We start from the raw sequence: 12984 nt of genomic DNA on the forward strand, positions 1-12984 counted from the left end.
TTCTGTCACTGTCCGGCTACTTTCTTGGACTGTTGGAAAAGCAGGTAGGTCATGGGCGCCGAAAGCACGATCATCAACAAGGCATAAGGGGCTGCCCCGGTGTAGTCGATTTCGCTGCTCTTGCTCCAAAACTCGGTTGCCAAAGTACGGGTGCCGTTCGGGGCCAGGAGCAACGTGGCTGTGAGTTCGTTGACGATCGCAAGGAAAACCAGGGCCGCCCCGCCGGCTGCAGCCGGGGCGGTCAGCCGCAGCGTCACGCGGAAGAATGACACGAAGGGTGTCTTTCCCAAAGATTGCGCGGCCTCATCGAGTTCCTTGGGGGCTTGGGCCAAGCCCGAACGAAGGTTGACCAACGCCCTCGGAAGGAACAGCAACACGTAGGCAGCAATCAAGACTCCGGCGCTCTGGTAAACGCCGGGCACCGCACGGATACTGACCGTCACGAACGCCAGGCCCACCACGATCCCGGGCAGGGAACTCGTAACGTAGTTGGACAGTTCAAGCAGTTTGCTGAACCAACTCGGGTGGCGGACAGCAAGGTAAGCCATGGGGAAAGCCACCACAATGGTTACCGCAGCTCCAACTGCCCCGTAGATGAGTGTCTGAAGGAGTGCAGGCATGAATTCCTCGGCAGCCCAGATCTCAGTCCCACCGGTAATCACCCACTTCAGGACAAACCACAGAGGCAGGCCGAACGCCAAGGCGGTGAGTGCCAAAAGACCCAATTGGGCCGGCAACTGGTAGCGTCCCAACGGCAACTGGGTTGTCTTCCCCTGCGCACCCGATCCCACCCGGGCATAGCGCGCCGTGCCGCGGCTCTTCACCTCGGCCAGGAGCAGGAAAAGGCAAAGGATCACCAAGACACTGGCAAGCATATTGCCGGCGGTGCCGTTGAACGTCGACTGGAATTGGACCATGATCGCCGTCGTGAACGTATCGAAGCGGATCATGGCGAAGGCGCCGTATTCGGCCAAGAGGTGGAGTCCTACGAGCAAGGCTCCGCCGGTCATCGCGATGCGAAGCTGGGGCAACACCACGCGGAAGAAGACCGCCCACGGGCCCAAGCCAAGGGAGGCTGCGGACTGCTCAATGGCCGGGTCCAAGCGGCCCAGCGTCGCAGCGGCCGGTATGTAAACCAGCGGGAAGTAGGAGAGGGTGGAAATCAGAACCCCGGACCAGAGGCCCTCAAGCGAAGGAACAGCCGAAACCCACGAATAGCTGTTGACGAAGGCCGGAATGGCCAACGGTGCTGCCAGGGCAACGGCCCACCAACGACGCCCCCGGAGAGTTGTCCGCTCAACCAGCCAGGCACCGCCCACGCCCAGCAGCAGGCACAACGGGATGGTGACAAGAGTCAGCAGCACGGTATTGAGCAGAAGCTCGCCAACGCGCGGGCGGACAATAAGTTCGACGGCGGTCTCCCAGCCGGTGGTGACGGTCATGTAGACGACGTAGCCCAGTGGCAGAAGCGAAAACAGGGCGATCAACACTGCCAGCAGGGACACAGTGGAAACGCCGAAAGGCGGGCGGGGGCGCTTGCCCCTGCCCGCCGTCGTCGTGCTTTCCGTGCCTTGTGGTCGGGAAGCCGATAGGTCGGTACTCACAGAACTAGAGGAGTCCTGCCTTGGTCATCAGTTCGGTGACCTTGGCGGAGTTGAGCTTTGCCGGGTCCACGGTAGGAGCCTGCAGTTCCTTGATCGGAACGAGCTTGGCGTTGGCATCCACCTGCGATGCGATGGCGTACTCGAAGGACGTGCCGTTCTTCAGTACTTCCTGGCCCTTCTTGCCCGTAATGAACTTCAGGAAGGCCTGGGCGTCTGCTGCGTGCTTAGAGGACTTCAGGACGCCGCCGCCGGAGACGGACAGGAAAGCACCCGGATCCTGGTTCTTGAAGTAGTACGGGGTGACGTTCTTGGAGTTTTCGCCGGTCTTGGCCTGGTCACCGTAGTAGTAGTAGTGGTAGATCAGCGCGCCGTCCACTTCGCCTGCGTTGACTGCCTTCATGGCGGTGCTGTTGCCCTTGTAAGCCTTGAAGTTTTCCTTCATGCCCTTGAGCCACTCCTCGGTGGCAGCCTCGCCGTTGAGTTCAAGAAGTGCAGCAACGATTGCCTGGAAGTCGGCACCGGACGGCGAAGCCGCCCACTTGCCCTTCCACTCGGGGTTGGCCAGGTCCAGCATGGACTTGGGGAGCTTGTCATCGCTGATCTTGTTCTTGTCGTAAACAAAAACGGTGGAGCGTGCTGCGATGCCGGTCCACTTGCCGGTCGACGGGCGGAACTCGGCAGGCACCTGGTCCAGGGTTGCCTTGTCAACGTCCGCGAAGAGGCCCGCGTTCTCTACCTGCGCCATTGCAGGAGAGTTCTCGGTCAGGAACACATCAGCCGGTGAAGCCTGGCCTTCCTGGACAATCTGGTTGGACAGTTCGGTATCCGAGCCCTGGCGGATGGTGACCTTAATCCCGGTCTCCTTGGTGAAAGCGTCCACCCACTCCTTGGTCAGAGTGTCGTGCTGGGCGTTGTAAACCGTGATGTCACCGGAACCCGAACCTGCGGAAGCGGAGGCGTCGGAGGCACTGCCGGCGTTGGAGCCGCACGCGGTGAGGCCGAGTGCTGCGGATGCCGCGAGGGCGATTCCGGCCAGCGCTTTCTTGGGGATGTTCATGGAGGGCTTCTTTCTGCGAACAAAAACTCTTGGGACCTTCGTCCGTGCAGGCCTGGTGTTGGGAAGGCTTGCTTTTGTAAGAGTAGGTAAGGCTTGCCTACGCGCAAAGCCCAATCACCCAATAGTGACAAGGATCACGATAATTACGCAAATCTTGCGTGACCTAATAGCGGGACCTTGACAGCGCTCCTGACAAAGGAGGTGACCTCAACGCCAAAGCCCGGGACCTGCTGCATCACGCAGCCGATCCCGGGCCGGTATCCGATCATTCCTCAGGACTTAGAACTCCCAGTCCTCGTCCTCCGTGTTCACGGCCTTGCCGATCACGTAGGAAGATCCCGAACCGGAGAAGAAGTCGTGGTTCTCGTCGGCGTTCGGGGACAGGGCGGAGAGGATGGCCGGGTTCACGTCGGTGACCAACGCCGGGAACATGGCCTCATAGCCGAGGTTCATGAGTGCCTTGTTGGCGTTGTAGTGCAGGAACTTCTTGACGTCCTCAGCCAGGCCGACGCCGTCGTAGAGGTCGTGGGTGTACTGGACTTCGTTTTCGTACAGCTCGAAGAGGAGCTCAAAGGTGTAGTCCTTGATTTCCTGCTTGCGGGCCTCGGAAACCTTCTCCAGGCCCTTCTGGAACTTGTAGCCGATGTAGTACCCGTGCACAGCCTCGTCGCGGATGATGAGGCGGATCAGGTCAGCCGTGTTCGTGAGCTTGGCGCGCGAGGACCAGTACATCGGCAGGTAGAAGCCAGAGTAGAACAGGAAGCTCTCCAGCAGCGTGGAAGCGACCTTGCGCTTGAGGGGGTCGTCGCCCTGGTAGTAGTCCATGACGATCTGGGCCTTCTTCTGCAGGTTCTCGTTCTCGAGGGACCAGCGGAAAGCGTCGTCAATCTCCTTGGTGGAGCACAGGGTGGAGAAGATGGACGAGTAGGACTTGGCGTGCACGGACTCCATGAAGGCGATGTTGGTGTACACGGCCTCTTCGTGCGGGGTCAGAGCGTCCGGAATCAGCGAGACGGCTCCAACGGTGCCCTGGATCGTGTCCAGCAGGGTCAGACCGGTGAAAACGCGCATGGTCAGCTGCTGCTCTTCCGGGGTCAGCGTGTGCCACGACTGCACGTCGTTGGACAGCGGCACCTTCTCAGGCAGCCAGAAGTTGTTGACCAGGCGGTTCCAGACCTCCACGTCCTTGTCATCCTGGATCTTGTTCCAGTTGATGGCTTCGACGTGGCTCAGCAGCTTGACCTTTTCGGTCATATCATCCCCTTTAGCGATGGGTGGTTCTTTAAGGTAAGCGTACGACGGCGGGTGGTGGCCCGCCGTCGTACTCTTTAGTTTTGTGCGTGGTTGACTACAGCATGCAGCTGACGCAGCCCTCAACCTCAGTGCCCTCCAGCGCGAGCTGGCGGAGACGGATGTAGTAGAGGGTCTTGATGCCCTTGCGCCATGCGTAGATCTGCGCCTTGTTGATGTCACGCGTGGTGGCGGTGTCCTTGAAGAACAGCGTCAGGGACAGGCCCTGGTCCACGTGCTGCGTGGCAGCGGCGTAGGTGTCGATGATCTTCTCGTAGCCGATCTCGTAGGCATCCTGGTAGTACTCCAGGTTGTCGTTGGTCAGGTACGGTGCCGGGTAGTAGACGCGGCCGATCTTGCCTTCCTTGCGGATTTCAATCTTGGCGGCCACCGGGTGGATCGACGAGGTGGAGTTGTTGATGTAGCTGATGGAACCCGTGGGCGGAACAGCCTGGAGGTTCTGGTTGTAGATACCGTGCTCCATGACCGAAGCCTTCAACTCACGCCAGTCATCCTGGGTGGGGATGTCGTGGCCGGCGAAGAGCTCGCGGACGCGTTCCGTTGCCGGAACCCATTCCTGCTCCGTGTACTTGTCGAAGAATTCACCGGAAGCGTAGGTGGACTTCTCGAAGCCGCCGAACTTCTGGCCGGTCTCGATGGCCAGCTTGTTGGAAGCGCGGAGGGCGTGGAACAGCACCGTGTAGAAGTAGATGTTGGTGAAGTCCAGGCCTTCTTCGGAGCCATAGTGGACGCGCTCACGGGCAAGGTAGCCGTGGAGGTTCATCTGTCCGAGGCCGATCGCGTGGCTCTGGGCGTTGCCCTGGGCAATGGAGGGCACCGAGTTGATGTAGGACATGTCCGAGACCGCGCTGAGTGCACGGATGGACGTCTCGATGGAGAGACCGAAGTCCGGCGAATCCATGGTCTTGGCAATGTTCATCGATCCCAGGTTGCAGGAGATGTCCTTGCCCACGGTCTCGTAGCTGAGGTCCTCGTTGTAGATGGAAGGCGAGGAAACCTGCAGGATCTCCGAGCAGAGGTTGCTCATGGTGATCTTGCCGTCGATCGGGTTGGCCCGGTTCACGGTGTCTTCGAACATGATGTACGGGTAGCCGGACTCGAACTGGATCTCCGCGAGGGTCTGGAAGAACTCACGGGCACTGATCTTGGTCTTCTTGATCCGGGAATCGTCAACCATCTCGTAGTACTTCTCCGTCACCGAAATGTCGGAGAACGGTACACCGTAGACGCGCTCGACGTCGTACGGGGAGAAGAGGTACATGTCCTCGTTCTTCTTGGCGAGTTCGAAGGTGATGTCCGGGACCACGACACCCAAGGAAAGGGTCTTGATGCGGATCTTTTCATCGGCGTTCTCGCGCTTGGTGTCCAGGAAGCGGTGGATGTCCGGGTGGTGGGCGTGCAGGTACACGGCACCGGCACCCTGGCGGGCACCGAGCTGGTTGGCGTAGGAGAAGCTGTCTTCGAGGAGCTTCATCACGGGGATGACGCCTGAAGACTGGTTCTCGATCTGCTTGATCGGGGCACCGTGCTCGCGGATGTTCGTCAAGGACAGCGCTACGCCACCGCCGCGCTTGGACAGCTGGAGGGCAGAGTTGATGGCGCGGGCGATCGACTCCATGTTGTCTTCGATGCGGAGCAGGAAGCAGGAGACGAGCTCGCCACGCTGGGCTTTTCCGGCGTTCAGGAACGTCGGGGTGGCCGGCTGGAAACGGCCGTCGATGATTTCGTCCACCAGGCGGGTGGCGAGTTCTTCGTTGCCGCGGCCAAGGTGCAGCGCGACCATGCAGACACGGTCCTCGTAGCGTTCGAGGAAGCGCTTGCCGTCGAAGGTCTTCAGCGTGTAGGAGGTGTAGAACTTGAAGGCACCGAGGAAGGTCTCGAAGCGGAACTTCTTCTTGTACGCCCGGTTGAAGAGCTCGCGGATGAAGTTCATCGTGTACTGGTCGAGGGTCTCGCGCTCGTAGTACTGGTTCTTCACCAGGTAGTCGAGCTTCTCTTCGAGATCGTGGAAGAACACAGTGTTGTTGTTCACGTGCTGCAGGAAGTACTGGTGCGCAGCTTCGCGGTCGGCTTCGAACTGGATCTCGCCGTTGGGGCCATACAGGTTAAGCATGGCGTTGAGCTCGTGGTAGCCCAGACCCTTGTAAGCCTCAGGCAATGGCTTCTTGGTGTCCACAGCGCCCCCGGTTACTTCTGCTTCTGCGACAGTTGTGTCCAAAACTCTTCCAATCCTTGATTCACTCGGTCTACGTCTTCGGGAGTTCCCATGAGTTCGAACCGATAGAGGTGCGGAACTTTGCACTTGACGGAGACAATGTCTCCGGCTGCGCAGTAGTTGTCCGCGAAGTTTGTGTTCCCGGCCCCAATAACACCGCGGATCAGTTCCCTGTTCCGGGGATCGTTCAGAAACCTGATGACCTGCTTGGGCACTGAACCTTCACCGTTGGTACCTCCATAGGTGGGAAGTACCAGGACGAAGGGCTCAAGTGCTTGAAGCGGAGGCTCCTGGGAATAGAGAGGGATGCGCGCTGCGTCCCTGCCCAGTTTCTGGACGAATCTCTTGGTGTTTTCGGATGTCGAGGAAAAGTAGATGAGGTGACTCCTGGTGGTGACAGCTTCCGTCACATCAGGTGCGGTTGCCGCTGCCAGCGGTGCCATGGGAGTCACCTCGACTACATAGGGATTCTTTGTGTGCTGTGGTGGCGAAACTTAGGCCACGGAAGAAGCGGCCTGGGCCAGTTCTTCGATCTTGTCCGGACGGAAGCCTGACCAGTGGTCCTGCTCGGTCACGACAACCGGGGCCTGCATGTAACCCAGAGCCTTGAGGCGCTCAAGAGCCTCGGCGTCCTGGGAGATGTCGACGCTCTGGTAGGCAATGCCCTTCTTGTCGAGCGCCCGGTAGGTTGCGTTGCACTGAACACAGGCCGGCTTCGTGTAAACCGTTACGGTCATGATCCCTGTCCCCTAAGTTGAAGTCTGGTTCTCTTCGTATCTGGCGGGCTCAACCGGAACTTACTTCTGAATCCGATACCGGCCCGCAGGCTGCCGTGACAGCCAACACGCTCTTATTTAGTCTTGCGCTGGTTTCCCGCTCAATCCGTAAATCGATACTACATGTAGTGCAAGCACCTCGCCGGAACCCCAAGATGATGTATTACAAGTATGTCATTCAATCCACCGATCGTCCACAGGGCGGGGCCTTCAAAATGTCCGTAATTACGCCAAACTGAGAGATGTCATCCACACCCTGTGGACTACTTAGCCACATTTAATCTTCAGCGTGTCGCCCTCCTACGGCGTGTCGTGACACTTTGAAAATGTGGCGTGGCGAACAGCTAAAATCTGCTGATGGTCAACCTTCTCCACCTCCGGACGCTGATGGAAGTAACCCGTCTGGGTTCTTTTGCTGCGGCCGCCGCCCAGCTGGGCTACACAGCCTCGGCAGTCTCCCAACAGATGGCAGCGCTGGAACGCGACACCGGCGTCGAGCTTTTCCAGCGCTCGGCACGAAGCGTTGTCCCCACCGAAGCTGCCGTGACCATGACCCGGCACGCCTCCAAGGTACTGACCGATGTCGAAGCCCTCATGGCGGCGGCCTCCCGCACCAACGACTCCCCCGCCCAGGAATTGCGCCTTGGCATCTTCCCCAGCCTCGCCACGTACGTACTGCCCGACATCCTGCGGAATGAACGGTGGAACGGACTGGGCATCGAATTGAAGGTCTCGGTAGCCGAGCCGGCCCAAACCATCCAGGGGTTGCGCAGCGGGGGCGAACTGGACGTCGCACTTGTCTACCAGGTGGGGCAGTCGGGATTGGCATGGCCGCATTCGCTCGAGCGCCAATGGATCGGCGACGACGACTTCCGGGTGGTCTTGCCGGCGTCCTGGAAAATCCGCGAGGACGCCGAAATCGAAGCCGCGCATCTGTCCGACATGCCGTGGATCGTGCACCACCCGGGCACCAGCGATGCCCTGGTCATCGAGCGCCTGTTTGCCAGTTGCAACCTCCACCCCCGCGTGGTGGCCTACAGCGACGACTTCCACGCGAGCCTTGAGATGACAGCCGCTGGGCTTGGCGCTTCACTGGTACCGGAACTTGCGCTGCGGAACAGGCCTCCCGGCGTCGTGGTGCTGGACGTTCCGGACATCCGGCTGGCGCGGAACGTGTTTGCGTTGCTGATCAATGAAAAGCGGACCGCCCAGGTGCAACTCTTCACCCAACTGCTGGCCGATACCCTCCGGGCCACCGCCGACAAGAGCGGCCTCCACCCGCTGAAAACCGCTCCCGCCAAAGGTCCCCAGCGGCGCAGGTGAAATATCCCGAAGTGCTGGAACCCGCTGGATGTAGGGGTTAGATTGATCACATGGGCAAGGTAGCGAGCAAACATTTTGGGGAGATCGAGCTCAATCACGGGCGTGAACATTGCTTCGTCGCAAGACACGAACTTGGCGGCAACCAGCTTGAACTGGACTTGAACGTCGCCGCGCACGACCACTTCGATGAAGCAGCGCTACGCAAGGTGGACTACCGTTTGCGCTTCCTGCCCGAGCTGGTGGACCAGGTCCGGGAAATGATCGCCGATGAGCTGGACCAGGACGGTACAAACCCACAGCAGTTCCTGCATTTCCACTGTTCGCAGCTCAAGGAAGAACAGCTCGAATCTGTTTTCGGAGTCCGCGACAAGAACCAGCTCACCAACGACGTCTTCCTCAAAGCGCTCAAACTCGGCCACGTGGCCATTTATCCCGGGCAGCCTGAGCGCTACTTCGTCCTCGACTTCACCCTTGGTTCTCACTTCACGGACGAGCTGCTGGTCGCAGCCGCCGATGAAGATGGCGTGGTGGATGACGAAATTCTGTGGGAGTAGCACTGCCTGTTTAAAGCACGACGGCGGCCGGTCACCTACGGGGGCGGGTTCACCACGGCTTCTCCACGCCCGTGCTGTCATCCGGTCCGCGCAGATATTCGTCACGCTCCTGACCTTCGCCTCGCTCGATTCGGGCCTTCCGGGCGCTCTCTTCCAACTGCTGGAGTTGCTTCTCTGACGGGGTCGTCGCCGATTCCGGGGAGCTGTCCGGCTCCGCGTCCTTCGGGGACAGTTTTTCCTTCAGCCGCTCCTTCGCAGCCCTCAGGGCATCCCCCTCCCCCGCCGCGTTCGCCGGACCAGGCTCATGACACTGACTGGATGCGGCCTCGATGACAGCAAGGGCCTCGCGGACCAGCCGGTCCTTGGGCCCGGGATCTTTCCCGGAATCCGCAAGCTTCTCAATGCTGAGCGCCAGATTCACACGGACTTTGCACTCGTCCGTGCCGGGTCCGCGATTCAGGGCAATCTCGAATTCGGTGCGCGCCGCGGCGAAATCGCCGGCCAGGACCGCGGCGTCCCCGGACGCGAACGGGGCTTTGTGGGGCTCCAGCACATTGGCTACCCCCAGCCACGCCGCAGCCTGTGCCACGGCATCACGGTCCCCCGCCGCATAGGCGCTCCCTGCGGTCCCTCCCAGAAAGCCCACGCTCAGGAGTTTGGCAGCGACTGCGAGCGCCAGGAGGGCAGCCGGTGCCGACCAGAGCGCAAGGTGACGGTGTCGCCGTCGTGCGTTTGAGGCGGTCATCCCTTGGGCTCCTTGGGTGCTGGACTGCTCACTGCGCGCAACGCGTTCAGGTGCCTGAGCGGCTCTGGGATGGCGAGCAGAAAAGGCGCCAGTGCGAGCACCCAGTAGAGTTCGATCCTGCCGGGTGCATCCTCTGTGCCTGCTGAGAGCGTACCCGGTTGGGCTTTACCGAACATGCCGGATACCGGGTCCGTGGCTGTTCGGTGGACATAGGGGACGTTGAGATCATCGGCGATGCTGCGGAGCTGCTGTTCGTCGATCCTGGAGATGGCGTCCTGAGCGGCGCTTCGGTCTTTTACATAGGCAGCGGTGTTCCTGGAGGGGTCCTTCATCCGGCCGCCCGCCTCGGTTCCATACCCGAGCACCGCTCCTCCGGCAACGTTGGTGCCATCCATGGGCGGCGGGGCCGCGGCGCTGGTGTTCTCGCCATCGCCCGCGTAGAAAACCAACGCCGGCCTTCCCGGGTGTTGTTCACGGGCCGTGGCGAGCCTTTCTTTCAGCAGCTGCGCGGCTCCGGTCACGCTGCTGCCCTTGGCATAACGGGGATTCTGTGGCTGGAGGGTCGCCATGCTGGTTTGCAGGGCGGTGGCGTCCTGGGACAAAGGCATCCGGACGGTGGCCTTGTCATCGAAGGTGATGAGGGAGAATTTGGCTCCGGCCAGTTCTTGTGCGATCGCCATGACGTCGCGCTGAACGCCGGACAATCGTGTCGCGGTTCCGTTGTAGTCTTCGGCGCCCATGCTGGTGCTGGCGTCAACGACGAAGAAGACATCCAGCTCCGCTGTCGATGCCTGGGCTTGCCCTCCGGCCCAGCCAGGTCGCAAGGCGGCCAGAAGCAGGAGCACGACGACGAGGCAGCGGTTGAGCGCCGGGCGTACCGTTCGCAGTGACCGGCGTTGCGTTGACCGGCGTTGCCTTGCCGGGCGTGCCGTTGGCGAGGTCCCGGGACGCAGGCTCCATACGGTGAAGGCGATGGCCACAAGACCCGCGGCAGCCAGGAGCGGCCAGGGCAGGACGGGAGCGATGGTCATGGTCATGGCTCCACCCGCCGCCCCAGGACCAGCATGCCCAGCCCAGCGAGCACAGCGATACCCAATGGCCAGCCGGGGACGTCTGTCACGACTGCCTGCGGAGCCGAAACGTAGGAGCTGGCTTCGGTATCCTGCACCTTCCTGACGATGTTGGGCACGGCCTCTGGATTGTCCACGCCGGAGTAGGTGCCCCCTGTTGCTTCGACGGCAGCCTTGAGTTGGGTGCCTGGCTGATCCGGTTGGTCTCCGTAGTCCAGGTCGCTGGGATTCAGGGCATGGACCTTCACATTCTTGGTGCCGGCCAGGGCGGCAGCCTCCGAGAGGGTGAAGATGGGCGCTCCGGATACGAAGTTGTCCGTGGCCAGTACAACTGACCGCGAGCGCGCGGTGTCCCCTGCAGCGTTGCCGCTGGGATCCGTGTCGGGGAAGCTCTGGACGCAGGAAGCCAGGCCGTCACCGATCAGGGACGAGCCTTCCCCGTTCCAGGTCCCGTCGAAGAACGATCCCGCTCCGTCGGACAAGGCCTTTTCCGCGTGGCTCAGCTGTTCCTCGACGTAGTCGTAGTCATCGGTGAGGGGAAAGAGCTGCACGCTGCTGCTGTCGAAAATGACCATCCCGATCCTCTCGCCGTCGAACTGCTTGGCGAGGTCCTTGAAAACAGCCGCCAACGCAGCGTCGGTACTTGCCATTGAGCCGGATACATCCAGGCACAGCACGATGTCCCGGTTGCGGATCTCCGGCTGCTCGGTGGAGCGCAGCGCTGGTCTGGCAGCTGTGATGGCGCTGGCAACGAGGACCAGGCCTGCCAGCAAGGCGGCGAGGGCCAGCTGTGTCCGGTAGCGGCGAAGGGCGAGCCGGTATTCGGGGAGGTCAGTGAGCCGGTCGCCATGGGCGACCACCCGGGTTGGAACTGAACGACGACGCCGAAGGTACAGCCAGGCGGCGACAGTCACCGCAGCTGCAGCCAAGGGAAGAATCCACCAGTAGCTCAGTTCCATGCGTCGACCACCTCGCGGGCAAGATCAGCGGAGTGCCGTACGGGCTGGACGTGCCGGGCGGAGAATTCGCTGGGGTAGATGCCAGCTATGCCTTCAGCCAAGGTATCCAGGCCTTCGCCCCGCAACTCATCCAGGGTCATGGAGGTGATGGGAAGTCCTGTGGCGGCCCCGGCGAACTCCCGCACGAGGAAGCTGAGCCGCTGGTGGGCTTCGCGCTCGGGTAAGCGTCCGGCGTCGGCGTCTGCGGCAGTGTCCTCAATCGCTGCAAGGCAGCGGGACCGCAGCGTCTCCAGCGACGTCGGCCCTGGTGTCCGCGGCGCAGCCACCCGTGGCCTGGGCAGCAGCAGCCACCCGTACCATCCGGCAACAAGAACCAGGAGCAGAATCCCCAGCCACATCCAGATGCTTTGGTATGGCAGGGGTGCGTAGAAGTCAGCCGGCACGCTGGCCCCTTGGTGGCCGGCGGCCAGAGCTCAGCGCACCGGAGCGGTGTTTTTCCAGCAGGGCGAAGACGCTTGTCACGACATCGGCGCTGCCTTCGGCCTGTTCTTCTGCGATGCCCAAGCGGCGAAAGAGGGCCGCCCGAAGGTCAGCGCGCTGGACCATCGCGTTCTGGTAAGCGGCCCGGATGTCCCTGTCCGCGGCAAGCAGGAACGGTATCGCAGTGCCCGTGCCGACGTCAGTACTGTCCCGGGCTGCCTGTCCCTCGATCCGGGGCGCGAGGTCAGCATCGCGAACGGTCAACCAGAGCACTTCATGCCGTGCCCGCAGCCTGCGCAGCAGCTCCCCGGTCCGGGCGTCCGGAAGGAACTCGTCAGCAACAACCACAATCAGCATCCGGCCCTTGAGGTACCGCAGGACGTAGTCCAGCTGCCCCGCGATACCGCTGGGTTGGCCATGCAAGGTAATGGCCGAGTCAATCTCCCGCAGCAACCGCTCAAGGTGTTCCTCGCCGCCTTTGGCAGGCAGGTACCTGGAAGCGCTCGCATTCCCGTGCACCAGGCCAACATCGTCCCCGTGACGGCAGGCCAGGTAACCGACCACCCCGGCCGCGTAAACAGCAACGTCCTTCTTGCTTTCGCCCGAGAGGGCCTCCGCTGCCATGTTTCGTCCGGAGTCCACCACCAGCAACACTGCGTGCCGGCGGACGGCGACATAGCGTTTGACGAGCGGTGAGCCGTGCCGGGCCGTGGCCTTCCAATCGATGTCCCTGACTTCATCGCCGGGCACATAGCTCCGCAGCTCGTCGAAATCCATGCTGCGGCCCTTGAAGACAGAGCCGTATTCGCCATCGAGCAGGCTCAGCGTCCTTCGATGGGCGAAGATGAACATCTTCGATTTAACGCGTTTCAGAAGGCTGGCCACCTGCC

Annotated in this window: 13 protein-coding genes; 2 read left to right on the forward strand and 11 right to left on the reverse strand. The window is 61.5% G+C overall.

Annotation, left to right across the window (positions count from 1 at the left end; translation table 11 throughout):
* Positions 1 to 5: 5 nt before the first annotated feature.
* From FDP28_RS02250 to nrdH, 6 genes are all read right to left on the reverse strand, one after another.
* Positions 6 to 1604, reverse strand: a complete 1599-nt coding sequence (locus FDP28_RS02250; protein WP_186313476.1) for an ABC transporter permease — start codon at positions 1602 to 1604, stop codon at positions 6 to 8.
* Positions 1605 to 1608: 4 nt separating this feature from the next.
* Positions 1609 to 2661, reverse strand: a complete 1053-nt coding sequence (locus FDP28_RS02255; RefSeq protein ID WP_144658983.1) for an iron ABC transporter substrate-binding protein — start codon at positions 2659 to 2661, stop codon at positions 1609 to 1611.
* 279 nt (positions 2662 to 2940) lie between these two features.
* Positions 2941 to 3915, reverse strand: a complete 975-nt coding sequence (gene nrdF / locus FDP28_RS02260; RefSeq protein WP_144658984.1) for a class 1b ribonucleoside-diphosphate reductase subunit beta — start codon at positions 3913 to 3915, stop codon at positions 2941 to 2943.
* 94 nt (positions 3916 to 4009) lie between these two features.
* Positions 4010 to 6148 (reverse strand): class 1b ribonucleoside-diphosphate reductase subunit alpha, encoded by a 2139-nt coding sequence (gene nrdE, locus FDP28_RS02265; RefSeq protein ID WP_373458728.1) that lies wholly within the window; start codon positions 6146 to 6148, stop codon positions 4010 to 4012.
* A gap of 11 nt (positions 6149 to 6159) precedes the next feature.
* Positions 6160 to 6630 carry a class Ib ribonucleoside-diphosphate reductase assembly flavoprotein NrdI gene (gene nrdI / locus FDP28_RS02270; protein WP_144658985.1) on the reverse strand — a complete coding sequence of 157 codons (471 nt, stop codon included), beginning with the start codon at positions 6628 to 6630 and terminating at the stop codon, positions 6160 to 6162.
* Positions 6631 to 6681: 51 nt separating this feature from the next.
* Positions 6682 to 6924, reverse strand: coding sequence for a glutaredoxin-like protein NrdH (nrdH, locus tag FDP28_RS02275; protein ID WP_144658986.1), 243 nt, complete (start codon positions 6922 to 6924; stop codon positions 6682 to 6684).
* Between the two features lie 396 nt (positions 6925 to 7320).
* On the opposite strand from nrdH, the gene FDP28_RS02280 reads away from it, so the two are divergent.
* Positions 7321 to 8286: a LysR family transcriptional regulator gene (locus FDP28_RS02280; protein ID WP_144658987.1), complete on the forward strand. Its 966-nt coding sequence runs from the start codon at positions 7321 to 7323 to the stop codon at positions 8284 to 8286.
* Between the two features lie 50 nt (positions 8287 to 8336).
* Positions 8337 to 8840 carry a DUF2004 domain-containing protein gene (locus FDP28_RS02285; RefSeq protein ID WP_144658988.1) on the forward strand — a complete coding sequence of 168 codons (504 nt, stop codon included), beginning with the start codon at positions 8337 to 8339 and terminating at the stop codon, positions 8838 to 8840.
* A gap of 49 nt (positions 8841 to 8889) precedes the next feature.
* On the opposite strand, the gene FDP28_RS02290 is transcribed toward FDP28_RS02285, so the two are convergent.
* Genes FDP28_RS02290 through FDP28_RS02310 form a run of 5 tightly spaced genes read right to left on the reverse strand, consistent with a single transcriptional unit; the run spans position 8890 to position 12979 of the window.
* Complete coding sequence (locus FDP28_RS02290) at positions 8890 to 9585, reverse strand: hypothetical protein (RefSeq protein ID WP_144658989.1); 696 nt, start codon at positions 9583 to 9585, stop codon at positions 8890 to 8892.
* Positions 9582 to 10616, reverse strand: a complete 1035-nt coding sequence (locus FDP28_RS02295) for a vWA domain-containing protein (protein WP_144658990.1) — start codon at positions 10614 to 10616, stop codon at positions 9582 to 9584. The genes FDP28_RS02290 and FDP28_RS02295 overlap by 4 nt, the downstream gene beginning before the upstream one ends.
* 2 nt (positions 10617 to 10618) lie before the next feature.
* A complete protein-coding gene (locus FDP28_RS02300) occupies positions 10619 to 11614 on the reverse strand; it encodes a vWA domain-containing protein (protein ID WP_144658991.1) in 996 nt (331 codons plus the stop codon).
* Positions 11605 to 12057, reverse strand: a complete 453-nt coding sequence (locus tag FDP28_RS02305) for a hypothetical protein (RefSeq protein WP_144658992.1) — start codon at positions 12055 to 12057, stop codon at positions 11605 to 11607. The genes FDP28_RS02300 and FDP28_RS02305 overlap by 10 nt, the downstream gene beginning before the upstream one ends.
* Positions 12047 to 12979, reverse strand: a complete 933-nt coding sequence (locus tag FDP28_RS02310; RefSeq protein WP_144658993.1) for a DUF58 domain-containing protein — start codon at positions 12977 to 12979, stop codon at positions 12047 to 12049. Before FDP28_RS02310 ends, FDP28_RS02305 begins: the two co-directional genes overlap by 11 nt.
* Between the last annotated feature and the right edge of the window lie 5 nt (positions 12980 to 12984).

It is taken from the genome of Paenarthrobacter nicotinovorans (assembly GCF_007670255.1).
GTDB lineage: Bacteria > Actinomycetota > Actinomycetes > Actinomycetales > Micrococcaceae > Arthrobacter > Arthrobacter nicotinovorans_B.

What these genes read in the sequence shown, in the direction of transcription:
- FDP28_RS02255 (WP_144658983.1), bottom strand. Translation starts at nt 2,661, where the DNA reads ATGAACATCCCCAAGAAAGCGCTGGCCGGAATCGCCCTCGCGGCATCC.
- nrdF (WP_144658984.1), bottom strand. Translation starts at nt 3,915, where the DNA reads ATGACCGAAAAGGTCAAGCTGCTGAGCCACGTCGAAGCCATCAACTGG.
- nrdI (WP_144658985.1), bottom strand. Translation starts at nt 6,630, where the DNA reads ATGGCACCGCTGGCAGCGGCAACCGCACCTGATGTGACGGAAGCTGTC.
- nrdH (WP_144658986.1), bottom strand. Translation starts at nt 6,924, where the DNA reads ATGACCGTAACGGTTTACACGAAGCCGGCCTGTGTTCAGTGCAACGCA.
- FDP28_RS02280 (WP_144658987.1), top strand. Translation starts at nt 7,321, where the DNA reads ATGGTCAACCTTCTCCACCTCCGGACGCTGATGGAAGTAACCCGTCTG.
- FDP28_RS02285 (WP_144658988.1), top strand. Translation starts at nt 8,337, where the DNA reads ATGGGCAAGGTAGCGAGCAAACATTTTGGGGAGATCGAGCTCAATCAC.
- FDP28_RS02290 (WP_144658989.1), bottom strand. Translation starts at nt 9,585, where the DNA reads ATGACCGCCTCAAACGCACGACGGCGACACCGTCACCTTGCGCTCTGG.
- FDP28_RS02295 (WP_144658990.1), bottom strand. Translation starts at nt 10,616, where the DNA reads ATGACCATCGCTCCCGTCCTGCCCTGGCCGCTCCTGGCTGCCGCGGGT.
- FDP28_RS02300 (WP_144658991.1), bottom strand. Translation starts at nt 11,614, where the DNA reads ATGGAACTGAGCTACTGGTGGATTCTTCCCTTGGCTGCAGCTGCGGTG.